A 26,570-nucleotide genomic window follows, 5' to 3' on the forward strand; every position below is an offset into this window, starting at 1 on the left:
TAATTTGCTTGTTTGCCGCTCATTCGGCTCGAACCGGACATTAGTGAACCGTATTTACTATTAGCGAACTTAGGTTCATTCATAATAAAGTTAGGTTCACTAATCGTTTTTTTCGTCCTTTATCCGGCAAATAGCGCAATCCGGGTAACTAATGGTGAAATTGGGTTCACTTTCACTGTTGCTCCAATGAGCCTCGGACAGAGGCAGCTACCGGCGGTTGCCTACGCTCTATATGCCGCGCCCCGCCAGCTCCCTAGCCTTGTTCAAATATTTCACCACGGTCAACACATACGTGGCATGCGACCACGTGAGCGGCGCGACGGACAGCGGTCCGCCGTCGAACGGGTCGAGCTGCTCGGGCAGCACGCCCGTCTCCAGCGCGCGGCGCGTCACCCACTCCAGCGTCTGTCGCGGACCCGCCAAATCGTCCGGCGATTTGGCGCATTCGATCTCCCACTCGGCCATCCACAACGTGCAGATAATCCACGGATTGCCCGGGATTCGCTCGATATCCTGCGAGCGCTGGAAGTAGTAATCGTTCTTGTACCGGGCGATGCCGCCTACCCCGGTCCGAACCGTCAGCTGCTCCCGCAAGCAACGCATCGTACTGACGACGCGCGCTTCGTCGGCCGGCAGCACGCCGAACTCGAATATGCCGTATACGCTGCTCTCGGGCGTCATATCCTTCACCCAAGCGCCGTCCTGACGGAACAACCCGCGCGCGAATCTGCCGCTGTCTTCGTCCCACAGATGCTCCAGGATGCCGCACTTGACGCTCTCGGCCACCTTCGCGTACCGCTCGCTCCGCTCCTTGTCTCCGAACAAGCCGCAAAAATTGGCGGCCGCCGTCAACCCTCCATATACCGCCGATGCGGTAAACGTATAGATGCCGTAGCGCTCCTCCCACAAATCGTAGCTCGGCTTCGGCAAGTTCAGCTCCGGGTCCATATACGTGCGCATAAATTTGGCCGCCTTGCGGATCAAGCTCCCGTACAGCGACTGGCACAGCTCGATATTGCCGGATTGCCGGTACAGCTGCCACAACGAGAACAGCACGAGCGCCGTCTCGTCCTCCTGGATCGGCAGCTGCGCCTGACCGCCCACGACGAACGGATGCCAACTGGAGCCGACCGTGCCGTCCGGATTGTATTTGTGGTGCAAATACCCGTCCGACGTGAGCGCATCGGCGCAGAACAAGTAAAAAGGAACGACCGTCTCGTGGTACCCCGCCATCGACATGGCATAGGCGATCAACGCCCCGTCCCTCGGCCACATATAGCTGTAATGATCGCGATTGTAATTCATGATATCGGTATCATTGGCCGCGATAATCGCACCGCGCGCATCGGTCTGGGTTCTCACGAGCAGGAGACTCTGCTTGAACATCGAGACGACGGGCACCGGCAAATCGGCATAATCGCGATCGAGCTTGTTCGACCACCTTTGCCAATACACCTGAATCCGGTCCAACAGCTTGCCGGGGTCGTTGTCCTGCACATACCGGTCGAGCCGCTTCGCTTCCTCGAGGGAATCCCCGATAGACAGCCAATAATAGCAATAGTCCGACGCGCCCGCTCCCAGCAGCATGCGGAAGCCGATCGTGCTGTCGACCGATCCTTGCGCGATCGAGTTCCCTCCCAGTTGGCCGTCCTCGGCATCCCGCCAAGTGCCTTCCGCCAGATGAAACCGTTTGACACCCATCGAATACTGGGAGATGCCCTCTCCTCCGCTTTGCCCGTTGGCCATAAAGTAACGGTTTTTCTTGTAATGGAAAACGGTGCGGTTATGCGGATAATAAGCGGCCGTATCGCCGACTTCGGTTTCGTTGATGGCGAAATCCTGGGTGAAAAAAAGCCGGATTTCCCGCTCGCCCTCCGCCTTGTTCGCGACGCGAATCCGCTTCAAATAAATATTGTCCCTCTGATGGACGCCGTCGTTGATTTCCAGAGCGATCCCGAGCCCGTCGTGCTCCGCTATCACCCGCGTTACGAGAGAATCCGGCACATAGCCGGGCGACCAGCGCCATCCTTCGTCGCTCAGCCAGACGAAAGCGCCGTCAACCCAAATACCGATCCGGCACGGATAGCCTCCAACGTGGTTCAACTGCCCGACGTACGGGTAGTACAGATCGCGGATACGCGTAAACCGATCCAAATTGATCAACATGGTGCCGTTGCCTATGGCGTAATGGCGGGGCATCGTAAAGGCTCACCCTTTCTTGTCGCTTCCGTAAACTTCCGGATGAAATGACCCGGACCGTGTCTTGGTCGGACACGGTCCAGCGGACTGCTCGTTATACTCGATCCGGTCAAGCGTCGGTCGCTCCCCGACCGGCTTTTCGTCAAGTTCTGTCGGCTCCCCTTCGATACGAGAGATCGGGGGCAGGACGGACGGTATGGCCGCCGGTCATCCGGACGAAGCAATCGTATTTGTTGGAAGATGCGCACAAAACGGAATATTCTTCCCACGACACGGGATATACCCGCACTTCCCCCGTCGTGAAATGAGCGATCATGCACGAACGCTCGATGTCGTACTCGACGTATCCGATTTGCTTGGATTCGATCGGAATCACGTTCATTCGCCGCATCCTCCTTTTAATATTCGGCTTCTCACTGGAAATGGCGGATCAGTTCCAGTTTGTACCGCTCTGCCAGCTTCATAGCCGCATCCTCTTGCTCCCCATGGGCGATCAGCGTGAAGCGCGGCTCGTCGGATTCGGGCAGCAGCAGCACCCAGCCCGTCTCGTCATATACTTTAATGCCGTCCAGCAAATCCGCCCGCCGATTTCTCGCTTGCTCCGTCAGCAGCCGCATCAAGCGGCCCTTCTCGTCCCACGGAACCTCCACGAAGGTACTGTGGAGCGAATACGCCGGCAAAAAGGCGAGCAGCCGCGAGACGGTCAGCCCGCTCTCGAGCAAATTCCGCGCCAGCAGTCCGATACCGAACAACGCATCGTACACCGGATGGAACGGATGGCCCAACGACGCTTCCAGCACGGCGCGCGAGCAGCGTTTCGTGCGGACGACCCTGTTGCCGAGACCGTCGGCGGCCGAATCGAGGAACGTCGGCGCACTGAGCGGGACCCCGACCGACCGGCCGCGGAAGCATTGGAAGCAGGACATATAGAGCAGCACCTCGGCGCGTTCGAGAGGCACCGGATCGCCGCACTCGTCATACAGCTGGAGCGACTGGCCGCCCTGATCGAACCTGACGCCGAAGGCGGCCTGATGCGCTTCGACCGCCGTCCGCATCCCCGAATCGGTAAATGGCGCCTCGACATAGGCCGCATCCCACCTGAATGAAGCGGCCAACGTTCCGACCAGCCTGCGTACGACCGGGTCCGCCACCATTACCGCTACTCGCAGCGGCTTGCGTTTCCCGTAGCCCAGCTCGGCGATAAGCTTCTTCCCGTACGCTTCTACAAGGCCTGTCGCTATTCCGGTTTCCTGAATAGCGGCCACGTCCACGCGGCCATAGTCCTCCATCGCATAGGCGTTATCCGCCTTTCGTTCGGCGCTTTTGCCGATCGGCAGGCCGGAGGCATCCATGCATTCCAAGCGGCAGACGGTACGACCGCCGGAATCGGAGCACTGCACATGTATGCCCCCGTCGACGTCCAACCGGTTGACGCCGAACCTCGCGACGGACGAAGAGCTGTCCCCGGCATCGATTACGCCCACCCCGACCGCCTGCAGCGCCGAGATGACGACCGCGCGGATCAATCGGGCAAAGCCGTCGGCGGACGAACTGACCGCAAGCCGCTTGCCCTTGGCGACGCTGCCGCCGTAAGCGCCGGCGAACTTTGCCGCGAATTCCGGCGTTATTTCCTCATTGGCGAAGCCCCGGACCGCCCCGTCCGTAAACAGCGGCTTTACCGCGCTCTCGCCCCAAATTACGGAGGCGTTCAGCATGGCGTGCTCGCGCACCCGTTTATGCGGCCATATTTTCACATGCGGCAGCACTTGCGTCTTCGGTCCGATCGTGCAATGGCTCCCGATGACGACGCCTTCGGCCATGACGGCGTCCGGATAGCTGCGGATTCTGCTGCACAGCGTTGCGCCCGCAATTTCGTTATGGTCCGCAATATGGTTGTGATCCCACAAGATAGCTTGGCGAAGCGTACTGCCAGGGGCTATCCGGTTCCCCGATCCGATGACGCAGTACCGATCGAGCGTCGCCGTTTGTTCGATAACGGTGCCTTCCCCGATATAGATCGGACCTCTCCACTCGGCGGCTTCGGCCGGGAGCGATACGTTGTCCCCGACGTATATGCCCGGGTACAGCTCCCTCCCCTTGATGGCCGCCTGCACCTTGCCGTCCAGCATGTCGAACTGCGCTTGCCGATATTGCGCCATATTGCCGATATCCGACCAGTAGCCTTCGGAGACGAAGCCGTACAACGGCTCTCCCCGCTTCATCAGGAGCGGAAACAAATCGTTGCTGAAATCCTGTTCCTTGCCTTCCCCGACCCATTGCAGCACTTCCGGCTCCAGCACGTAAATGCCGGTATTGACCGTATCGCTGAACACCTCGCTCCAATCCGGCTTCTCCAGGAAACGTACCACTTTCCCTTCTTCATCGGTCATGACCACACCGTACTCGAGCGGACGTTCCACCCGCGTCAGCACAATCGTCGCGAGCGCCTCGTTGCGTGCGTGGAAATCGATCACCGGTCCCAAATCGAAATCGGTCAACGCGTCTCCGCTAATGACGACGAACCGTTCGTCCAGAAAAGCGCTCGCGTTTTTCACGCTGCCCGCCGTCCCGAGCGGCGACTCCTCGTCGAAATAATGCAGCTCGACGCCGAAATCGCGGCCGTCTCCGAAATGGCTTCGGATGACCTCGGGCATAAATTGCATCGTTACGCCGATTTGCGTAATGCCATGCCCCCGGAGCAGATCGATAATATATTCCATGCACGGACGGTTCAACAGCGGAACCATCGGTTTCGGTATGTGGCAAGTAAGCGGACGCAGCCGCGTTCCTTTACCGCCTGCCATGATGACTGCTTTCAAGCGCTTCCCCCCTGTTTTTCGTTTCCTGTGAGCTATATAAGTTGAACAAATGATTACGTTCCATTCATAAGGCGCGTCGGGCGCAAAAGGCGATCAAACTACATGATGTTTGCGTAATAACGGAATGGAGTTCCGCTATCGGGGGAGCTATGTTTGGAACCCCCAAAATAAAGGAACTGGGTTCCGTTATTAGGCGCGAAACGGTCCTGAATACTCCTCACGTGCAATTTAGAGGAACAGAGTTCCGTTAATCGTGCAAAGCAACCGAGATTAAGCGCGATAGCGGAACGAAGTTCCTCTATTGAGGCAAGACCCGCTTCACTTTTGATGCACCATTATGGGTTCCGGCGCCGGGCGCATCCGGCCGGTCGGCCGATCGTAGTGCGCCTGAACCTGTTCCTCTATCGCGGGCGAGCCCCACTTCACTTCTGAGGAACCATTATCGGCTCCGGCACCAGGCGGCGCATCCGGCCGGTCAGCCGATCATAGTGCGCTTGGACCTGCTCCGCAATCGCGGCGGGGTCATACTTCGACAGCACCTTCTCATAGGCGCGGGCCGACATCTCCGCGGCGGCGGCCGGGTCCGACAGCAGCTCGGTCACGTGCCAGGCGAGCGACTCCACATGGCCGGGAAGCGCCTTATAGCCGTCGCTGCCGTGCTCGACGAGATCGGCGAGACCTCCGGTATCCGAGACGACGAGCGGCTTGCGCGAAGCCATCGCCTCCAGCGCCACGATGCCGAACGGCTCGTATAGGCTCGGAAAGACGCACAAATCGACGGCTTCGTAAAGACGCGATTTCGTCTCGTCGTCGATGAAGCCCCAGAACGAGATGCGGTGCCCGGCGCCCGTCTCGGCGGCCCGCCGCTCGAGCGTACCCCGCATCGGTCCCGCCCCGGCTATGACCAGCTTCGCTCCCGGCACCCTGGCCAGCACCGAAGGCATCGCATCCAGCAGCACCTGCACGCCCTTCTCGTAAACGAGACGCCCGACGAACAGAATGATCCGGTCTCCGGGATCGAACCAGCGATTTCTGGCGTCGGATACGACGGCCCCGGCTCCGTACCGCTCCATGCGATCCTGCCATTCCGGTCGTCCGTCCCCGCCGCTTCGCCCGGGTATGTGAATCCCGTTAGGAATAATGTCCACCTTGTCATCCGGCAGCTGGAACAGACGAACGACCTCTTCCTTCATATGCCGGCTGCATACGAATACCCGGTTCGCCTCGTACGTAAGCTTCCACTCCAGCCCGTGTATGCGATGCTGCAGCTCGCCGTGCAGCTTGCCTTGCTGCCGCCCCCATTCCGTGGCATGGATCGTCGCGACGAGAGGCAGTCCGTAGCTGTGCTTGAGCTCCCTGGCGGCATGGAGCACCATCCAATCGTGCGCGTGCAGCAGGTCGATTCGCCCCCCGTCTTCTCTCCAGGAGACAAGGTAATCGACCATGGCCAAGTTCATCTCGAACGTCCAATGGTAAAAATCCGTATCGCCCGAGCACAGCACCGGCAGCCGGTGCACGTAAACCCCGTTGCGGAGCTCGAAGGCCGGAGCGCCCTCGAACGACGTGGTCACGACATGGACGGTTTCCCCGCGGGCCGCGAGCGCTTCGGCCAAATCGGCGACGGCCCGGGACAGCCCGCCGACGTACTTGGGCGGATACTCCCATGCGAGCATAAAGGTGTTCGGTTTGGCCCGGACATCCGGCAATTGCGGGATCGGGGAAGCCGGCAGCACCGATATGTAATCTTTATAGTCAAGCTCGGGAAAGCAATTGTTTCGTCGTTCCAGAGCGCCGAGAAACGTCTCTTCGATCCGTCCGTCCTCGATCATGCCGCACAGCCGGTTGAAGCAACCCAAATGGTCCTTCGTTCGGCGGATCGCATAATCGACGACCGTGCGGCTGTCCATGATGAACGCCCAATCGCTGCTTTGCGCGAGCAGGAGCTCCCTCCCCGCCTGATTCAGCGCCCTTTTCAGCTGCGCCGTCGGTATCGCCGCGCTTCCTTTTAAACGGGCGTGCCGCGTGGCGATCGCAATCATCCGATCCTCGGCCTCATGCAGGTGGCGGTATATCCAATCGTTGTCCCGCTGCAGCCAAACCTCCGAGGAATGGTTGCGGCCCCAGCTGGACTCGTTTACGCTGCCGGTGTCCGCGACCGGATAGTTCTGCAAATATTCCCCGGGCGTAATCATTCGGACGCTTTGTTGGTCGTGGTACATTTTCCTGCACAGCATCTCGAGCCAGGTCGGGCCTTCGTACCACCAATGTCCGAACAGCTCCGCGTCGTAAGGCGACACGATGATCGGAAGCCGGTCCAGCCATTCGCTCCAGGTGTCCGCCTGCCGTTCGCGGCACCGGAGGAAATGATCGGCCTGATCGGCCGCCGCCTGCCGCGCCCAGTCCGGATTGTAAGGCTCGCGGTGCTGGCCGCTGCCGGTAATGCGGTAATATTTCAAGCCGGTGTTGACGCGTTCTTTCGTCGGCAGCACGTAAGGCCGTATATACTCCCACTCCTCCGCGTCGTTCCAGCCGAGGTCCCATCCGATGTCGCGGTAATATTCCCTGTAATCGTAATGTCCGGGATATCCGTCAGTCGCGCTCCACACTTGCTCGGACGATTCCGGATCTCGCGGAAATACCGTAACGCCGTAAGGCGTCATGAGAGGCGCAAGCAGCTTGCGGTTCGGGGCGGGCGATGCATATTCCACGGCGGAGGCGTCGCCGATAAAATATAGAATGCCTTCCATCTTCAGCAGCCGGTCGATACCCGGCGTATAGGCGCATTCCGGCAGCCATATCCCTGTCGGTCTGCGTCCGAAATGACGTTCGTATTCGCGGATGCCGGTGCGGATTTGCGCGCGGATCGCTTCCTCCGTCTTCATCAGCGGCAAATAGCCGTGCGTGGCCGCGGACGTCATAATTTCCAGCTTCCCGTCGTCCTGCAAACGGCGGAATGCCGCAACGACATTTCTGCCGCAGCTTTCGTACAGCTCCATCAGCTGCCGGAACCGCGCGGCATACATCGCGGCGAGGGGGTGCAGCCGATCATCGTTCCGGAGCCGCTCCGCCTCTTTGTCCGCGAGTCCGATCAAACGTTCCAAATGGGCGGCATAACGCCGCTGCATGAGCGGATCGGCGCACAGCGACAGCAAGGTGGGCGTCATCGAGAAGGTTACGCGATAGTCGATGCCGTCCCCCGCCAACCGATCGAACACCTCGATCAGAGGCAAATACGTCTCGGTCATCGCTTCGTAAAACCACCGTTCCTCCATGACGTCATCCCGGTCGGCATGACGGATGTAAGGCAAATGGGCGTGCAGTACCAAAGCCATGTAGCCTTTATGCTCCGGCTTCGCTTTCCATCTTTTGTGCATCGGAACCCCCGTTTTGTGTATGATATCGATACTGGAAACGATCAGGTGGAACGGTAAGGCGCGAAATGCTCCAGCGCATAAGGAGGAATATAAGCCTTAGGATGAGGAACGGACGCTTCGGCGACGACGGGGACGAGGGGCCGCCCCCAGCCGGCCGGACAATCGCGCGGAGTTTGCACGACATTGGATCTTAGTAGAGGAACGAATTGCCGCTCCCATGTGTACACCCCGAGATCGGCGGTATAGACCGCATCGGCGTCAAGCCCGTTGATGTACCAATTGTCGGCTTCGGGAGTAAGATCGATATCGATGACCCGGTTGGCGTTATGCCCGTTGAACAGGACGTACGTGACGTCATACATCCGGAGCACCTTGGGCAATTGCCCATAATCGCATTCGAAATGCTGCGCGGTCAGCCATTTTCTCCGGTCGGACACTTCCCAGTAAGCGTGGAGCGTGCGGGCGTCCCGAACGAGCAGGCGCAGCCTGTCTTTGCGGTAAGCGCTGGGAGTTTCGTAGTCTTCCAGCCTATGATCGTGCAAATGGATTCCCCTTCCTTTCTTTTCCATGGTACTTCTAACAATACGAGGGCTCTCCGCGAAATATGCCTATCGTCCGGCAAAAAATCGGCGGAACGGACAACGTCTGCCATACCGCCTATTCCGCGCGCCTTTACGATCTCTTAACACGGAATGGCGATCTTTCGGTTCTCCATTGCCCGATTTTCCTGTACAATGAAGACATTACGTAGATAAAGCGCTTTCTCATGCAAAGGGGCTCGTTTCGTTTTGCGGAAAATACCGATCAATATCAATTCCTTATTCATTAAAAGCATGATCAGCTTTATGGCGATCATCGTGCTGCTGGCTTCTTTCAATTTTTTGTCGTTCGCCTTTTTCAAAACGAACATTCAGCGGGAAATGATCCGGCATAACCGGATCGCTCTGGACAATGCGGCAGACCGGTATGAGAAGCATTTGTCGATCATCCAGACGCTGCTGTTCAAGCTGTATCAGGACGAGAACGTCGTCTCGTTCGGCAGGCAGCTAGCCGCCAAGGATACGGCGCCGGTCAATTATTTGAAGCCGGCCGACATGATGGAGCAGATCCGGCGCGACGTCAACAATCCGTTTCTGTATTTGGACAACATCATCGTGTTCTACAATCCCGCTTCCTTTACCGTGGACAAAAACGGCACCGGCGACGCCGCCAGAACGTTCTCCCGGTTTTACGTCGGAGAGCCGTACGGCCTCGACTTCTGGCAGCAGCAATTCAAGCGGCCGTATACGTCGGAGCTGCACCCGAGCCGGATGTTTTCCATCGTTTCCTCGGATATACAGAGCAAGCAGCTGTTTCCGATGGCCGTCAAGCTGCCCGGCTACAATCACCTCGTCATCGGCCTGCTCGATGCGCGGCAGCTGTTCGAATCGTTCTACAGCAATGACAGTCCGGCCTTCTCCATTCTGCATCAGGACGGAACCGTCCTGTTCGACTCCTCGGGTCCCGCTCCGACAGGCAAGCGGCTTATTCCCGCAGAGGACAAGGACTTCGTCGCGAGCGACGATACGTATACGTTCTACAAGAAGAGCCGGGAATCGAACTTGACGTATATGACGTCGGTCCCCTACTCGACCATTGCCGCGCAAATCGCCAAGCTGAAATGGACGCTGCTCGTCCTGTTCGTCCTGTCGGTCATCATCGCGGTGGCCGCGTCCGTCGTGTTCAGCCGGAGAATCAACGCTCCGGTGAAGCAGATTATCGCCTCGCTCAGACATCGCAGTCCCGACGTCGTGAGCAGCAGCATTTACGAGTTTACGCTGATCAACGAAATATCGAGGGAGCTCATTCAGGAGCGGAACGACATTCACGACGATCTGCAAAGCAAAACGTCGCTGCTGACCGATTTCCGCTATATCAGCAAGCTGAAAATGATCGCGACGGGAGCAGGCGCGAACGAATGGAAAGAAGCGATTGCACAGACGCTTCCTTTCCGGATCGTCCTGTTCCAATTGAATTTCCGCCATGCGCGGCTTCAGGCGGCTCAACTGAAGGCGGACCGGCTGACCTACGCCGCCCGCGAATGCGTCGATGTGACCATGTCGGACCGGTTCGAGCATTCCCGGACGCTGCAAACCGAGAGCAGTCAGCTCGTAACCGTAGTCTACGGGGAGGACGCCCGATCAAGGCTGGAGGAGGCGCTGGAGGCGCTGAAGACGATTTTCGACCGGGATAAGGACCACTATCTCGTTACGATGGCGGTCAGCTCGATGTTTGGCGCCGGAGCGGACTTCAACCGCGCCTATATGCAGGCTTCGAACCGGGTGAAGCAGGCCGGGCTTCGGGACGAGACGGAAACAATATGGGAGGATGCCCCCCTTGCGAGCCATTTCGGGTTCGCGTTGGAGCAGGAGCGGGAGTTTTACGCCAATATGCAGGAGGGCAACGGGGCGGCATGCGGGCAGCTCATTCACCGGATGCTGGAGCATAGGAACGGGAAAGCGGCATTCCGCCTCCAGCTGCGGGCATTTGCCCAGGATACGGCCGCCAAAATACTCAAGCTTACGGAAAAAGCAAAGGTGGACCCCGACAGGTCGGAGCAATTGATCGCGCTGCTGGCGGAGCTGGAGGAATGCTATACGCTTGACGACTATAGACGCTTTTTCGACCGCTTCGTTACGGTCGCCTCCGATTCCATCAAGCACAAGCGCGACGAGAAGGATCCCGTCGTGGAGTTTTTCGCGGACTATCTGGAATCGCATTATGCCGAGGATTTGTCGCTCGATTCGGTAGCCGACCGGATGAACATGTCCAGCAACTACTTGTCCGCCTATATCAAGGAAAAGACCGGAACGAACTTCAGCGACCACCTGAACAATGTGCGCATCCGCCAGGCGAAGGAGATGCTGTACGGCACGAGCCTCTCCGTCCAGGATATCGGCGAAAGAATCGGGTACCGCAACGTCACCTCGTTCATCCGGATGTTCAAAAAAATAACCGGCCTTACTCCGGGAGATTTCCGGAAAAGGTCGGCGCTCGAAAGCAAAGCCGGACTGCAAGCGTAGTCCGGCTTTTCGCGTGTATTCCCGCTTGGAAAAGACAGGTGAATAACCCCGCTGCGGGTTTGGAACGGGCCTCCGATATCCGGAAACAATGCGGACGCTGCCGCTTCTACGACCTCATTCCAACCCCTCCGCTCAGTTATTCACCCGCCTTCCGCATAAGCCCGATAAGCATCTTCGTACAGGCTCATATAGTTGTCCAGCCCGATCATCTTCAGACCGCCCAAGTATTTGTCCCAATCGGTGAACGGCACTTCCCCGGTAATGAACTTGGCTTGCATATTGTGGACATACGAAAATAGTTCCGTGCCCAAGCTCCCCGGGGCGAGGTTGAACGGGGGCCATATTTCTTTAACCGCGTAAGGCTTCACTTTGCGGGCCGCCTCCAACGATTCGGGCATACTCTCCGAGCCTCTGAACAGCGGCTGCCGGACATAGCCCGGATAGCTGCCTCCGAGCCAAGTCACATAAGGCGTCAGAGCCTGCTCCATCGTCAGGCCGTCCGGGTCGTTCATAATCGCATTCGTATAGCGGAGATCTCCGTCCGCGGTTTCTTCGTAGCTAATGGCCGGTACTCCCATGAAAAACAGCTTGCTTCCCTCGTCGCCGAACAAGTAATCGATCCAGCGGATCGTCGCTTCCGGATGCTCGTTTTTGCTCGTAATCGCGAAGGCGCCTATGTGGGCGAGCGAAGCTTTTACATGGGAATAAAGCTTGTCGCCGTGCGGTCCTTGCAGGGCGGGCAGGCCGATGTAGCCGGTCTGCTTCATCAGTGTAAACGGATTCGGCATGACCATGGAGCCGTACAAGCGCTGCGAGCCTTTCGCATAATACTCGCTGCTGCCGATCGTGAAGACGTCTTTCTCGATCAGTCCTTCGGCATACAGCCTGTGGATATATTCGAGAACTTCTTTGTAGGCCGGATCGGCGGGAATGAACCTTAGCCGGTCCGCCGCTTCGTCCCAGTCGACGAGCGTATGGGCCAAGCCCCGGTTGCCCAGGCCCCACGCCCCCTTCAGATGATGAATCAGCTCATTGATGCCGATGCTGGCGAACGGAACCTCGTCGGCAATGCCGTTGCCGTTCGGATCGCCTTCCTTGACCGCCTTCAAGTAGGCGTAGTAGTCGTCGGTCGTTTGCGGCTCCGGCAGCTGCAGCGCCTCCAGCCAGTCCCGATTGATCCATAGCGGCATCCCGATCAGCATGGACAAAAACTCCGGATCGTAGAACGAAGGAATCGAGTATATGCCGCCGTCCGGCATCGTAAGCGTTCGGCGCAAATCGGGGTATCGCTCCAGCAGCCGCTTCAGGTTCGGTGCGGATTTGTCGATCAAGTCGTTCAGCTTGATCAGTACTCCGTCCTTGCCGTATTTCATCAGCTCGGATACGGTCATACGCGCCGCATAGAACGCATCCGGATAATTTCCGGTGGCAAGCGCCAGCCTTCTGGCCTCTCCCAAGCTTTCGAAAGGAACAAGCTGAAACCGGACGTTTATATTCGTCATCCCGGCGTACCGCTTCCAGAGCAGCACGTCGTTCCAATTGGAGGCGCTGGTCGCCGATTTGCCGGCCAGAAACGTCAGCTCCACCGGCTTGCTCATAATCGGCATGCCTTGCGGCAGCAGAAGGGAAGGCTCGTCGGCCGTATCGGCGTTATACGTATGCTCGCCGCCGATCCATGCGAGCGAGCAGGCGACGAGCAGCGCCGCCGCGGCAGCCGTTATCCATTTTCCGGTTCGGGCCATCCGTTCTCCTCCGCTTCCGTAATATCTCTACGTTAGCATTATACCAAAAACGACCCGGCTTATTTGCCCTGCTCGGCGATATATTTGTCCATCAGCTCGTCATAGCTGCGCAAAGCGGTGTTGACGTCCACTTTGTTTTTGACCACCTGGGTCATGACCTTCGTAATTTCATTAAACGCTTTATTCGCATGGACCGTCGACGGGAACGGCTTGGTCGGCGCGGACTTGAATATCGCCTGAACGTTTTTCCCTTTCAGGAAATCGAGATTTTTGCCGAACTCGTCCTGGTACTTCTTGTCCTTCAGGACGGACACTCTTCCGTTGCGGGCCATATCGAGCTGCACCTCATCGGATACGACCGTGTCGATGACCTGTGCGGCCGCTTCCTTGTTTTTGCTCGTGTTCGGCACGACCATGACGTGCAGGTCGATCTGCGTGCCTACGCCGGGCTGTTCCTTCCAGGTCGGATACGAGGCCAAATCCCAATTCGGGAACTGGTCCTTCACCTCGGCCAAGTTCGGCAGCCAGTTCAAGCCCGCGAGCATGGCCAGCTTCCGGTCCTTGACGAAAGCGTTGACGCCCGAGCTGAACGTCTGGATCGTCGAGTTGCCTTCGATTTCATAGGCGGCTTTGGCCATTTCCACGACTTTTTTCCATGGGTCGGTGTTGCCGAGCGATTTGAACGTTTTCGGATCCACGAGCGGCAGCCCTAGCTGGGAGCCCGCGCGGTAAATCGAATCCGGCTCGAAGCCTCTGTATTGGACGCCGTCCTCTATTCTCGTCACCTTTTTGGCGAGCTCGGTCACTTCCTGCCACGTCATGCCGTCCTTCGGGTAGGATGCGCCGAACTTGTCGAATATATCTTTGTTGTAATACAGCGCATTAAAGTGCATCGTGTACGGCACGCCCATCAAATAGCTGTTCTCGCTCGTAATTTTGACCGCCTCGAGCGCCGTCGGGTTGAATTTGTTCAGATCGAGCTTCGCCGCTTTGAGCGTTTCGGTCAAATCCTGGTCCGCTTTCAGCCGTTTCAGATCCGGCAGCAGCAGCGAGGTGTGGAAAATGATATCGGGCAGCGAGTTGCTAGCCAGCAAATTTTCGAACGAATTCGCCTTGTCATCCAGCACGATCCGGTTGATCGTAATGTGTGGGTACCTTTTCGCGACCGGCTGCACGATGTATCGCTGAATTTCGTCCTCGGTCAAGTACCCCGTCGCCCGCACTCCGATCGTCACCGTCACGGGATCGGGCTTCTTCTCCTCTTCATTCGCCGCCGACTGGCTCTGGCCCTTGCTACCGTCCGCCCCGCCGCATCCTGCCAACACCGTTGTCGCTACCAAGCCGGTCGCGATTACTGAAGTCCACTTTTTCATCTCTATGAGTCCTCCTGAATGGTCAATATCTGCCTTAGCCATACTGAATCTAATTTCATGTACTGAATGCAATGTCGCTAATCGGGTGATGATGCGTCTATTTGTCCGAGCTAGAGCAAAACCGCCGACAGCGCGCCGGAAGCGTCGACCGTCACTTTGTAGCAGGCTCCCGCCGCCGTGTATAGGCGCAGGTGATCCGACGATGTGGAGGAGGCGTTCCAATAGGCCGCGGATACGCCCTCCAGCACATTTCCGTTCGTTTCGATCCGCTGGCTGCTTGCGGCAATATTCAGCCCGTACCGGTTTTGGTTGCCCGTATCGCCTTTGCGCACCCTGTTGTCCGACACCGACCCGTCCTTATTGTTCGAGCTTACGATAATCCCGTCATACCGGTTGTGCTCGCTCTGGCTGACGTTCTCCACCGTATTGCGGCGGACCGCAAACAGCGACGTTTCGCTGAACGAAATTCCGTAAAATCCGCACGCTCTCACATCGTTGCCGCCGACCGTGATATTGGCCGATTTGGAAGACTCGATGCCGTTGACGGCGATGCCCGCGATCCGGTTGCCCTCGATTTGGCAGAGGCCGGAATTGTCCACGTACACCCCGCGTCGGGCATTGCTCACGATATTCCGCTCGATAATCGCATTTTGGCACCACGACAACGATATGGCGTGTTTGTTCGTGCCCGCATCGTATACGAAATTGTCGGTGATCGAGATGTCCTCGACCCGCGCTTGCTGATCCCCGTAACAGGCGATTCCGCCGTAAGCCGACGCTCCCGCGATGAAATTGCCCGCGATCCGAATGCTGCGGCCCGCTTGCGGAGCTCCTCGCTGGACGCCGTCCTTGTCCTTCGTCGACTCGCTGTTCGGCGTTGGCGTGCTGACGGTAATGCCGCCGCCGCAGTTCAAGAAGGCGTTCCCTTCGACCAGACAGCGGTTCCATTTAAACAGCCGCACGGCCCAATACGTCAATCCCTCGAACGTATTGTTCAGGATGCGGATATCGCACGACCATACGTCGTGAATCGCTCCGTGCGTGCCGACTCCGCACGCCCAGGCGGTCGTCCCCGGCGTCCCGCTCGCCCCGAAGTAGCAGTCCCTCACCGTAATATTGCGGCAAGGCGTGCCGTCGTACTTGCCGAACGCCGCGAAGCTGAGCCGGGTCGGGACATCGATCTGGATCGCTTCGGAGAAATAACGGGATCCGTCATCGGCATTTTTGTAGCCGACAAAGCGGCAATGCTCGACCAGCACGTCGCGGCTCGCGTTGATTTCGATCGCATGCGCCCAGACGACATCCTTGATCGTCGCGTCGCGCACGGTTACGTCGCGGCAATGGGCGAAATTGAAGCCGACATAAGCATCGGGATAATGCACGATGTTGCCGTCCCACGTGCCCCCTTCAATGATGAGGCTGCCATGGCCTTCATACCCGTCATACTGGGCACCGACGTCGCCGTTCAGCAAGAAGCTGTCGTTATGGCATCTGAGCATTACCGCGCCGGGATGCAGCTGCAGCTTCGTATTGCGATAGATGCGCAGCATGGCCGTCAGCTTGTACACGCCTTTCGGCACGTAGACTACAATTCCGCCCTCCGCCAGCGCTTTGTTCAGCGTCTGTTGAATCGCCTCCGTGTCGTCGTGAACACCGTCGCCCTTCGCTCCTTGCTTGCGCACGTTATGCCAGTCGAGCTTGCCGGAATGGTCCGCGTGTTCGCCCGGTCCGCCGTATACGGATTGGGTTACGCTTCCGCCGCCGTTTCCGGTTCCGTTGCTTGCATAGCTGCTCTTGCCCCCGATAATCGCTTGCGCGGTCATCGTCACGCCCGCCGCGCCGATGGCTGCGATCATTTCCCGGCGGCTCCACAGCCTGCCTCCCGCTTTGCTCTCGCCCCCGTCGATACCGCCTTCTCCGGCCGCTGTTGCTTCAGCCGCCTCGGCTGTTGCTCTCGCTCGTTCGTCCCCGGTCTTCGCCATTCGCCTGCCCCCTTCACCGTCGATTCCTCCTCAGTGTAAGCGGGCAAGCGCTTCCCTCCTATACACACCTTCCACGATAGCTTGCATCTTTGGGGCCGATCGTAACGTTTGAACAGTTTCGTAACAAATGGCAACTGCCTCGTCGGGGTTACGGGCAAGATTCCGCCGAAGCCGACAGGAATGCGGCTGCTCCCTACCGAAAACAAGTGTAGCGAACTATACGAGGAGCCTGCCGATGAAACGATGCGAGGAACATTACGAACCGATCAGGAAGCTGTTCGAGCTGTGCGCCGAGCCGGAGGAATGGGACGTATTCGTCGAGCGGACGCAGCTGAAACGGATAAGTCAAGGAACGCACCTGGTCCGCGCTGGAGACGGGGTCAAGCACGCCTACTTTTGCAGCGTGGGTTTGTTCCGTCTGTATTACGCTTTGGACGACGGCAAGGAATACAATAAAAGCTTCTCGCGTGCCCCCGACTTCGTTACCTCTTACGGCGCCATGATCCGGGGCACGCCCTCTTATTTCTCGATACAGGCGCTCGAAGATTCCGCCGTAATCGAGGTTCCGTACGCCTTGCTGAGAGAGCTGACCGACCGGAGTCATTCATGGGAAAGATTCGTCCGCCACAGCGTGGAGCAGTTGTACCTGAAGAAAGAAGAGCGCGAGAGACAGCTGCTCTATCTGGACGCGGAAGAGCGGCTCCGGCTGTTCCGGGACAAATACCCCGGCCTGGAAAACCGAATCCCCCAATACCATATCGCCTCCTATTTGGGCATAAGTCCCGTCTCTTTAAGCCGGATCGTAAACCGTCAGCGGAATTAACCTATGTTAATGAACGAAAGCTCCTCGCAAGTTATGCTGTGTATATGAGTGGAGACATTCACAGGATTTCGAAGGGAGCAGCGGGAATGAAACTTGCGGAGCATACGGTGCTCATTACGGGTGGCGCCTCGGGCATCGGTTTGGCGCTTGCCCGGACCTTGACGCGGATGGACAATAAAGTGATCGTCGTCGGTCGGGACCGCGGGAAGCTGGCGGACGCGCAAGAGAATATACCGGGCCTGACGGCCCTGTCTTGCGATATCGGATCGGAGGAGCAGCGCGAATCGTTGGTGTCCTTGCTCGAACGGGACTATCCGCGTCTGAGCGTGCTCGTCAATAATGCGGGAATTCAATGCCATAGCCGGTTCGACTCCGCTCCGCCATCCTTGGAGACGATCGCCCGGGAGGTCGAGATCAACTTCATCGCCGCCGTGCGGCTCGACGCCATGCTACTTCCCCTCTTGCGGCAGCAAAAGGAAGCGGCCTTGATCCATATATCGTCCGGCCTCTCCATCGCCCCGAAGGCGGACGCTCCCGTCTACTGCGCCACGAAGGCCGCTCTATCCAGCTTCGCCAGAGCATTGCGTTATCAGCTGGAGCATACCCCGGTCCGCGTATTCGACGTGCTCGCCCCGCTAGTCGACACTGCCATGACGGAAGGTCGGGGCCGCGGCAAAATAAGTCCCGAAGCGTTCGCAAGCCGACTCGTCGCAGGCTTGGCGGGCGATCGCTATACGATGCGCATAGGCAAGACGAGACTGCTGTATGCGCTTCATCGACTGGCGCCCGGCCTGGCCTATCGGATCATGAAAGACGGCTTGTAGCGACGGGGGAAAATAGGATTTGGGTTGGATTTGCGTCTCTTCCATCTTCAGGTATAATTTGGGATGGGCAGCTTGCCCCCTATGATATGGAAAGAGGCCTTAGCGTATATGGCCCGAACTGCTCCGCATTTTCATTGGATGAGAGGATTCCCTGTGATAACTAAAGTAAACCAAGTAAGTCTTGATGATTTGGAAAAGATTAACCCTTCGGATATTACTCCCGTATTAATTGAAAATAAAATAAGCGATCCAAAGCTCGATCTCTTGAGAAATTTGATTAGAAGAAATGACGAGATCAAAATCGCTTTGGTCGTTGACCCCGCTGTTGTGAAAATGGACGGGGAATCGGCAAACTTGGAAATCGTCAAAAAACTTGGGAATGTAAAATATGTAAGCCTATTGTGTTTTGCTTCCGAAGCACTTGAAAGCCTAACAGAACTATAAGGTATCGATACGCTGGTTTCTTTTACAGGATTTTGAGTTTTCCCCAACATGAGAAAGTTCAGTTTCAGCCATGCCAAGGGAATGCAGTCATTCGATTTTATTTCAACGTTTAAAAGCCTGGAAGAGCTGTCGGTCGGATATACTACAAAACTCGTTAAACTTCCGCAGGTGGCGAATCCGAAAAAAATCATAAGCCTTACTTTGATAAACACGCCCAAATTCAATGATATGGAAGGAATTCTTCAATACGAAAATCTGGAGAAATTCGTAATGAATGAACATACGGTAATTCCATTTGAAGAAATAACCAAGTTGGAAAAACTGAAAAAACTGAAGAAGGTTTACCTGAATTTCAAAAAGGAAAGCGACCATCGGCTATTTGAAGAACTGGTTCATAGAAACGGCTGGATCAACAATAATTTGTAACGGTATGCATAAAGGAAGCGGTCAGCTCTTGCATGCAAATAAGCCGGGCGTAGTGAATTCCCTACGTCCGGCTATTTTTATCTCCTTCCGCTTCATGACCTCCCCTGACTTTTCCATGACCGAAGCATGACCTCCGGTCACTACTCTCTTCGCGCAGCTCCGCTTATGATTTGAACAGAAGGAGGTGAATCAAACATGATTCCCGAAGGAGAATCGGCTAATGCCGTCTCCCGTATACCCGGCCCGATGGATCTGACGGAGAGGCTCGGCTTGATCGGCGCCGTAAGCCTTCGCTATCCCGAACTGACGGGGATCGCTCTCTCAGGGGACGCGGAACCAGCCGCGGTCCGGGCCGACAAATCGTGCGGCTCCTCCCATGTATGCGCGGGGAGTCTGGTCTCCATCGCCGCCGGTATTTGCGACGAGCATCGGGATGACGTCCTCGATTCCACGCTGTTTGCCCAATTTGCGGCCAACGGCCGTTATCAGAGGGATACCCAAACCGATCAATGGTACTCGGTCTATGTCCAAACTTTAAATTTGCTCGGTTGGAATACGGTCGGATTCCGCTTTCAAAAGTACGCGCATTTGCCGGAACAATTTCAATTGTACGATACGATTCTCGAGCTGACCTCCGGCCTATGGACCAAAAGCGCGCAGGACAGCCTGACTGCCATGCTTCGGGCGCTCGGCGGCCTCAAAAGCACGGATCGTCGCATCCAACTGTTGGGCGGAAGCTCGGTCGCCGCGAGCGCGGGCAATTTTCAGCTGGGAGTCGCGGAAAATGCCAAGAGCGATCAAATTCAAATGCAGACAATGGCCGTACTCTTCAATAGCCAGGGAATCCCTGCCGATTTTTTATTCGATCGATACACGGCCGCTTCCATGAATTTGTTCGTGTCGTCGCAAACGATGGCGCTGAACGACAACATTTACAGCCGCATGAGAAGCACCGTCAGGAGCAGGTTGAATACGCAAATTAGCCAATTCATCGTTACGATTCCATTAAGCTGATCCAGCGAAAATTACGGGAGGTATCATTATGAAAATTGCCGACGTACAACAATCGATCGCATTCATTCAATCCGTCAAGCTGTCGATTCCCGACCTTGCTCCGCTTGCCTTGACAGGCGCGAACGCTGCCGGGAAGCCATCCATCGCTCAAGATGAGCACGGCAAAAAAGACTCTTCGGCCGATATTACGGCCGGGAGCGTAATCTCGTTCGTAAGCGGCGTATCCGGGCAGAACCGTCAGGACGTGCTCGATTCCACCCTGTTCGCCCAATTTGCGGCCAATGCCAGCGCGAATCGCGAAACGGACGCGCAAGCCTGGTATAGCACTTATTTGAACACGCTCGGGGCTTTGGCCTGGACCTCCCAAGGCTTCGACTTTCAGCAGTATAGCGTATCCAGCAGCTCGTTCCAGTTGGACGATGTCGTGCTCGATATTGTGAAGGCGGCATTTACCGCCGACGAATACGCCGTCGTCAAATCAAGCATCGATGCGCTGAAGAAGCTGAAGGACGACGACGGCCGGATCAAGCTGTTCGGCCATAATGCGGTCAGCAGCAATGCGGGCAATTTCCAGATCGGCGCGGTTACGGAAACGAACGGAGCGCTGGCGATGCATACGTTGGGCGCTTACTTCAGTTCCTCCGATACGCAGACCGACTTCCTGTTCGCCCACTACAAAAGCTCCAGCACTACGATCTATAAGGGCGTCCAGACGATGACTCTGAACGAAAGCCAGTATGCCAACGTCAGAGACGCCGTGCAGAAAAGACTCGGCAAAAATATCGAGGATTTTGTGTTGAACGTACCGTTGTCCGTTAACTGAGTATCAGCTTCCGGATGACAAGATACGTAACCCTACTTATTCATAAAGGAGATGCAGCGCATGCATATCGCCAAAATGATTCAATGCCAAACTCCGAGCGGCGCGAAAATAGCCGTCAACATTTGCATCACGGACAGCGCCTGGGGCAAATGCAACGATGATACGCAGAAGGGCGTGCAGCACATTCTGGACAATGAGCCGATTCAGCTGCTGGCGCAGGGCGGCAAAGGAAACGGCATCAAATACGAAGGCGCCTACTGGGTATTCCATACCCAAACGAAGCAGCGGCTTGCCACAACGGAAAATGTAAGCTGGGACTCGCTGCCTCTTCAAGGGCTCACGTTCGATAAAGTGTACAATCATTAAGGCTGACGAAGCCGAAAAGAAACGCTATTCCCTGCCGGAATGAGGCGGTACAAGCGGTGGCGCTCGAATTCGTCCCCGGATTTTCATCGAATCGGGACCTATTCGATCCGAAAGAAAATCCGGGAACAGCGGGCGTTCGGTGACACACATTCCGAGCTCGGAGCGGGGCGATGCACCGACCAACCTTCCTTCCGAAAAGTCGGTGAATCACTCGAAGTAGCTGGAAAATACGAGGCTGTTGAAAAAGTCTGCAAGGAGAGGAAGCGCCGGGGACAAGAGGTGGGGAATGCGCTCCACATCCGTTAAAATCGTGTTGTTTTAAGATTTTAGCGATTACAACACGATTTTAAAGTCAACCGCTTCGCTTTCCGCACATTTCCCCCACCTCTTTTTGTATGACAACTCTCTCTTTTTGACTTTTTCAACAACTGGAAAATACGCAGTTATTTTTTGGGGGGAGTGCTTGTAGTCCGTTGTTAGCTGGAAAATGCACAGTTATTTTCGCCCATTTTCGCCCATTTGACCGTTTGGTGGTGCTTTAACTGCATGTTTTCCATCTATTTCTCTTAATTTCTCTTTTACCTGTAATTAACTGTACCATTTCCGTTTATTTTGTGAGAACTGAACATCTGCTCTTCCGCCTACCGTATGCTTTTTAACATCGTGATCGCTTTCGCGCGATCGTTCGTCCCGAGCTTCTCGTAAATGACGCTGATATAATTTTTTACCGTCCCTTCGGTCAGGTAAAGCTCCCCGGCGATTTCCCGGTTGCTCTTGCGCTCGATGAGCCGCTCGATCACTTCGATTTCCCGGGGAGTGAATTCCTCCGCCAGCGGCGTGACGGCACCGGCCGACATCTCTCTCAGACGCCCGGCCAGCTTGGCCGCAATCGCCGAAGGGACGAAAAACTCCCCGTTGTCCGCTTCCCGGATAATCGACACCAGCTTCGCCGCATGCAGATCTTTCAGCAGAAAGCCGCTCGCGCCGTTCACCAGTCCGTCTACGATGTACTGATCTTCGGAGAAGGTGGTCAAGATGAGAACGATCGTGTCCGGGTAATCGTCCTTGATTTTTTTGGTGCTGGCAATGCCGTCCATCACGGGCATTTTAATGTCCATGAGCACGATGCGCGGACGCCATCGCCCAACGGACTCGTACGCTTCCAAGCCGTCCGAGCAGGCGGCGACCACCTCCATATCTTCTTGCATCCGGATAATCGCGACTAACCCGTCACGGACGATCGCTTGATCTTCGGCAATGACAATCGGGATTTTTCGCATGCCCGCTTACCTCCTTTCGATCGGAAGGATGATTTCGAGCCGGCAGCCCGTCACCCCGTCGGTGCCGATGTGGAATGTGCCATGCCAGCGCTCCGCTTGCCGCTTCATAGCGGTCAGACCGAGTCCGAGCTTGCCAGGCTTGTAGGGAAGCCCGTCGTTCTCCAGTACGAACTCGATATGACGGCCCGTCTGCCTTAACGCAAATTTGAACCACTTGCATCGGCCGTGACGGATGCCGTTCGTTATCCCCTCCTGAAGAGCGCGGTAAATCCATTTTTCCTGCTCGGGCGGCAGAGCGGGCGCGATAGGTTCGATATGTCGCTCAATGACGACTTCCGCGTATTTCTCCGTATCCTGAACGAGCTTGATCAACGAGGAGAACAAATCCAAATCATCCGATTGCTCGTACAGCATATGGACGGACTGGCGCATTTCCCGTAGCCCTTGGCGAGTCAATTCGCAAGCCGATTGCAGCTTCTCCGCCGCCGTTCGGACATCCTTTTCCGTCATCATCATCGCGACCTCCATCTGTACGATCGAAGCGGTAAGCGTATGTCCCACTTTATCGTGAATGTCCCGCGCAATGCGGCTTCGTTCCTCCAATACGGAAATTTCCGACAAGGCGCGCGCCGTTTCCCGCATTACGGCTTCCAATTTGTCCGTCCTAATCGTCAATTCCTTCTCCAATGAACGATTCCACTGGGCCAGTCGCAAATGCATGCCGATCCTGGCCAAAAGCTCCCGCTTGTCGGCCGGCTTCGGGATATAGTCGTTGGCTCCCAGCTCGAAAGCCTCGGTCAAATCGGCGATCTGGTTTTTGGCCGACAGGAACAAGACGGGCATCTCCCCCGAATTGTATTCGGTTCTGATCTGACGGCAAATTTCAAAGCCGGAAATATGAGGCATCATAATATCGAGCAAAACGATATCCGGCTTAACCCCTTCCCGAATCCAGCGGATAGCCTCCAGACCGTTGCATGTTTCCATGATTCGGTATGTTCCGCCAACAAAGTTGACGAGCACTTGAATGTTGATCGGATCGTCATCGACGATCATGACGGTAGGCGCTTCCGCCTGCCCGTCCCGCACGGGTTTCGCCGCCGGCGCGGGAACCGCTGCCGCTGTCTCTCCTTCCATCTCTATTTCAATCTCTTTTTCCGCCGCTACCTCCGACGCTGCGGGGATTTCGTCAGGCTCCGGGTGAAGCTCCTTCGGCGGAACGGCCGACGGCAATGTAAAGGTGAAGACCGAGCCTTTGCCTACGGTGGAATTAACCGAAATGCTGCCTTGCTGCAATTCGACCAGCTGCTTCGTAATCGCAAGTCCGATGCCGGTCCCGCCATGACGCTCCATCACCGAATCCAATTGCTCGAACGACTCGAAAATCCGGTTCAGTCCGCTTTCCGGAATTCCTATGCCCGTATCCGCGATCTGTACGGCGACATACGTGTCCCCTGGCTGTGCGGTCACGCTTATGAAGCCTTCGTCCGTAAACTTGATCGCATTGCCGATCAAATTATGCAAAATTTGCTGCATTCTATTCTCGTCCGCATGGACGAACAAGTCGACCGGGACGCGATTTTCCAGGGCAAGCCCCTTTTTGGAAGCGATCGGCTGCAGCAGCGCCAGTACAAGCTCCGTCATTCTAGCGACGTCCACCACGACCGGCCGGATATGGAGATCTTTATTTTTGAGCTTGGCAAAATCGAGAATGTCGTTGATCAGATGAGACAGCCGGCTGCCGCTCGTCCGGATCAATTGAAGCATCCGCTTGGCCTGAGGGGACGGTTCCCCCAGCGTGCCGTCCAGCAAAGATTCGGTTATGCCGATAATGCCGACGAGCGGAGTCCGCAGCTCATGCGACGTTTTGGCCAGAAATTCGTCCTTCAGCTTGTCCAGCGACAGCAATCGTTCGGACAACCGCTCGACTTGCGCAAACGATCTGGAGAAGCGGATCGACAAAATGACCGATTGCAAAAAGATGACGAAGAGCACCCCGTATTGCAGCAATGCCGGAGTCGGGATTACGGTCAGGCGCGACAACATATCGTTCAGCGCGGCCAGCAAAATGACGATAAAACCGGCAAGAAACAAATATGCCCCGTCCTGACGGGCCCGCGCCGCCCGAATGACGGCGTAGATCGAGTAAAGCATGAAGAGCAGCGCCGCGATTTCGAACGGCAGCAGCGTTATGTCGTACACGCGAATGCCGCTCATCGCTACGAGCAAAGCCAATGCGGTACAAAACCATTGCATAAACCGCGCTATCGATTTGGCTACGTGGGACGGAAACAAATGATAGATAAACGACGCGAGAGCGAACAGCCCGACATAAACGGTCAAATAAGACAGCTTGGCCCACCACGCCCAGGAAATGCCCGGATAAAGGTCGATCGCGAACCTGGAATTCGAGAGCAGGGTGCGGACGGCGATGCACAGACAAAACAGGGAGAAATAAAGCGGGGACTTGTCCTTTCGCCGCAGCGCATACAAAATAACATGATAGCCCGACATCATGAGCAGCGCGCCGAAAACGAGACAGTCCTCCATCACTTCCCGCTGCTTCATCGCATGGAGCCGCTCCGTTGTGCCGATAACGAATCCGCTGACGAGCCCGCCTTGGGGATTGTTGAAATTGGACAGCTGGATCACCATCTCGATCCGGTCGCCGACCGGGCCGATGTCGATGACCGAAGAGGAAGCGAACCGCGGCACTTCCTCTTGCCGGGTATGGCCGGGCTGGCCGAACGACCGCACCGGCTTGCCGTTCACCCAGATGTTGGCGGCGGAATAAGCATAGATCAGCTTGATGCCCATCTGCGCCTCGCTGCGATTGCCGGTAATGACAAGCCGGTAGGTGGCATAACCGTAGCGCGGCAAATGGCCGCCCTCCGCCGCATATTCGCTCCAAAACGAGGGCACGCCGATGAAACCGGTTATGGGCGGTCGGGAGTTCAGGAAATCATTCGGCGCCAGAAGCCGGTTCCAATACAACTCCCACTCCCCTTCAAGGGGAACCGGACCGTCCGAAGCCAAATCCCACTCGGACAAATTCAATACCCCTTCGCGTACCGAGGGGGGAACGGAGCCCCCGTTCGCCGCCTGAGCCTCCGCCGCTGTCGCAAACAAGACGATAAAGACGATCAGACCGGACATCCAGAAATGCTTCATATCCGCAGCCGGTCAAGCCTCATGGCGTTACCAGCATCTCCTCGCCCCAGCTGGCCCCGTTTTGCAGGCGAATATGGCCCGGCGATGCGAAATCCTTCGGTTCGTAGTCGTTGGGAACCCGTTCTTCGGACAGCAGCCCCATCCGGATATAGGTGGCCGCGACCAGCTTGCTGCAGAAAAAATCCGCATAAGACGTTTTGATGCCGACCTTCCCCTCCAACACCTCGAAGTACATTTTGGCCTCGCTGGGAAATACGGCATCGTGAACTTCGCCGATAAACGCGTTCAAGGCGTCGATCATCTCCGGGGAACGCTTAACGTTCAGCTTTCGGATGGCGAACAACGTATCCGTATTGTTGCTTACATCGGTCGCAATCCGGTCGATCAGTCGGACAAGCTGCGGACCCGTCTTCTCGACGTGGAACCGGACATCCTGCAATTGATCGGCCGTTGTCGATTCCCAGAGCAAATTTTGCCCGTCGGCCGTACGTACGACCATGCCCACATGCGACCATTGACAATCTTCCAGTTTTTCGACAAGCCGGCTTCCCGCCACGATCCCATGGCAAAATAAAAGATCGCCCGTTTCCAGTTGATCCGCAATTTGACTGTATGCAACCTTGTTGAGTTCCATTACGTTCCCCCTTCATCAGATTAGGATTCGACCACTCGCCTCTCGAGTGGATGATGCGATATCTCCCGCCTTTCCGCCTGTATTTTCCATTATATCACAGCTGCGTGAACTATCGCGCCGCCTAATGAAGGACGGCAGCCAAAGTCCGCCATCCCTCTGCGAGTAGTCTCATTAATTATGCTATAGCGGCGTCCGCGATATCGTGCTGCTCGTC

At 56.5% G+C, this 26,570-nt stretch carries 19 protein-coding genes; 8 read left to right on the forward strand and 11 right to left on the reverse strand.

Annotation, left to right across the window (positions count from 1 at the left end; genetic code table 11):
• Window positions 1-228: 228 nt before the first annotated feature.
• From FE784_RS14785 to FE784_RS14805, 5 genes are all read right to left on the reverse strand, one after another.
• Window positions 229-2,199, reverse strand: a complete 1,971-nt coding sequence (locus FE784_RS14785) for a glycoside hydrolase family 15 protein (protein ID WP_139602980.1) — start codon at window positions 2,197-2,199, stop codon at window positions 229-231.
• 142 nt (window positions 2,200-2,341) lie between these two features.
• The gene (locus FE784_RS14790) at window positions 2,342-2,581 is read right to left on the reverse strand and encodes a hypothetical protein (RefSeq protein ID WP_139602981.1); all 240 of its coding nucleotides are present in this window, start codon (window positions 2,579-2,581) and stop codon (window positions 2,342-2,344) included.
• A 31-nt stretch (window positions 2,582-2,612) separates the two neighbouring features.
• A complete protein-coding gene (locus FE784_RS14795) occupies window positions 2,613-5,018 on the reverse strand; it encodes a sugar phosphate nucleotidyltransferase (RefSeq protein ID WP_139602982.1) in 2,406 nt (801 codons plus the stop codon).
• A 422-nt stretch (window positions 5,019-5,440) separates the two neighbouring features.
• Window positions 5,441-8,392, reverse strand: a complete 2,952-nt coding sequence (locus FE784_RS14800) for a 1,4-alpha-glucan branching protein domain-containing protein (RefSeq protein ID WP_139602983.1) — start codon at window positions 8,390-8,392, stop codon at window positions 5,441-5,443.
• A gap of 41 nt (window positions 8,393-8,433) precedes the next feature.
• Window positions 8,434-8,934, reverse strand: a complete 501-nt coding sequence (locus FE784_RS14805; RefSeq protein ID WP_246132029.1) for a DUF4912 domain-containing protein — start codon at window positions 8,932-8,934, stop codon at window positions 8,434-8,436.
• A gap of 246 nt (window positions 8,935-9,180) precedes the next feature.
• Between FE784_RS14805 and FE784_RS14810 the strand changes: the two genes are divergently transcribed.
• On the forward strand, window positions 9,181-11,454 hold the full coding sequence (locus FE784_RS14810) for a helix-turn-helix domain-containing protein (protein WP_139602985.1): 2,274 nt from the start codon (window positions 9,181-9,183) through the stop codon (window positions 11,452-11,454).
• Between the two features lie 140 nt (window positions 11,455-11,594).
• On the opposite strand, the gene FE784_RS14815 is transcribed toward FE784_RS14810, so the two are convergent.
• The 3 genes from FE784_RS14815 to FE784_RS14825 all read right to left on the reverse strand — a co-directional run bounded on the left by FE784_RS14815 (window position 11,595) and on the right by FE784_RS14825 (window position 16,551).
• Entirely contained in the window at window positions 11,595-13,196 is a 1,602-nt protein-coding gene (locus FE784_RS14815; protein ID WP_139602986.1) for an extracellular solute-binding protein, read from the reverse strand.
• Window positions 13,197-13,255: 59 nt separating this feature from the next.
• Complete coding sequence (locus FE784_RS14820; RefSeq protein ID WP_176706225.1) at window positions 13,256-14,569, reverse strand: ABC transporter substrate-binding protein; 1,314 nt, start codon at window positions 14,567-14,569, stop codon at window positions 13,256-13,258.
• A gap of 110 nt (window positions 14,570-14,679) precedes the next feature.
• Window positions 14,680-16,551, reverse strand: a complete 1,872-nt coding sequence (locus FE784_RS14825) for a right-handed parallel beta-helix repeat-containing protein (RefSeq protein ID WP_139602988.1) — start codon at window positions 16,549-16,551, stop codon at window positions 14,680-14,682.
• A 235-nt stretch (window positions 16,552-16,786) separates the two neighbouring features.
• Between FE784_RS14825 and FE784_RS14830 the strand changes: the two genes are divergently transcribed.
• The 7 genes from FE784_RS14830 (at window position 16,787) to FE784_RS14860 (ending at window position 21,271) form a co-directional block, all read left to right on the forward strand.
• A complete protein-coding gene (locus FE784_RS14830) occupies window positions 16,787-17,374 on the forward strand; it encodes a Crp/Fnr family transcriptional regulator (protein ID WP_139602989.1) in 588 nt (195 codons plus the stop codon).
• A gap of 86 nt (window positions 17,375-17,460) precedes the next feature.
• A complete protein-coding gene (locus FE784_RS14835; RefSeq protein ID WP_139602990.1) occupies window positions 17,461-18,198 on the forward strand; it encodes an SDR family oxidoreductase in 738 nt (245 codons plus the stop codon).
• A 153-nt stretch (window positions 18,199-18,351) separates the two neighbouring features.
• The gene (locus FE784_RS14840; protein ID WP_139602991.1) at window positions 18,352-18,642 is read left to right on the forward strand and encodes a hypothetical protein; all 291 of its coding nucleotides are present in this window, start codon (window positions 18,352-18,354) and stop codon (window positions 18,640-18,642) included.
• 48 nt (window positions 18,643-18,690) lie between these two features.
• Window positions 18,691-19,068, forward strand: a complete 378-nt coding sequence (locus FE784_RS14845) for a hypothetical protein (RefSeq protein ID WP_139602992.1) — start codon at window positions 18,691-18,693, stop codon at window positions 19,066-19,068.
• A 195-nt stretch (window positions 19,069-19,263) separates the two neighbouring features.
• Window positions 19,264-20,082 (forward strand): hypothetical protein, encoded by an 819-nt coding sequence (locus FE784_RS14850; protein ID WP_139602993.1) that lies wholly within the window; start codon window positions 19,264-19,266, stop codon window positions 20,080-20,082.
• 28 nt (window positions 20,083-20,110) lie between these two features.
• Window positions 20,111-20,905, forward strand: coding sequence for a hypothetical protein (locus FE784_RS14855; protein ID WP_139602994.1), 795 nt, complete (start codon window positions 20,111-20,113; stop codon window positions 20,903-20,905).
• Between the two features lie 60 nt (window positions 20,906-20,965).
• Complete coding sequence (locus FE784_RS14860; protein WP_139602995.1) at window positions 20,966-21,271, forward strand: hypothetical protein; 306 nt, start codon at window positions 20,966-20,968, stop codon at window positions 21,269-21,271.
• 641 nt (window positions 21,272-21,912) lie between these two features.
• On the opposite strand, the gene FE784_RS14865 is transcribed toward FE784_RS14860, so the two are convergent.
• The 3 genes from FE784_RS14865 to FE784_RS14875 are packed head-to-tail and all read right to left on the reverse strand — an operon-like array spanning window position 21,913 to window position 26,356.
• Entirely contained in the window at window positions 21,913-22,551 is a 639-nt protein-coding gene (locus FE784_RS14865; RefSeq protein ID WP_139602996.1) for a response regulator transcription factor, read from the reverse strand.
• Window positions 22,552-22,557: 6 nt separating this feature from the next.
• Window positions 22,558-25,722 (reverse strand): ATP-binding protein, encoded by a 3,165-nt coding sequence (locus FE784_RS14870; protein WP_139602997.1) that lies wholly within the window; start codon window positions 25,720-25,722, stop codon window positions 22,558-22,560.
• Between the two features lie 19 nt (window positions 25,723-25,741).
• Window positions 25,742-26,356 carry a C40 family peptidase gene (locus FE784_RS14875; protein WP_139602998.1) on the reverse strand — a complete coding sequence of 205 codons (615 nt, stop codon included), beginning with the start codon at window positions 26,354-26,356 and terminating at the stop codon, window positions 25,742-25,744.
• Window positions 26,357-26,570 lie beyond the last annotated feature (214 nt).

The sequence above is a fragment of the Paenibacillus hemerocallicola genome (assembly GCF_006265175.1).
In the GTDB taxonomy this organism is placed as follows: Bacteria; Bacillota; Bacilli; order Paenibacillales; family NBRC-103111; genus Paenibacillus_AB; species Paenibacillus_AB hemerocallicola.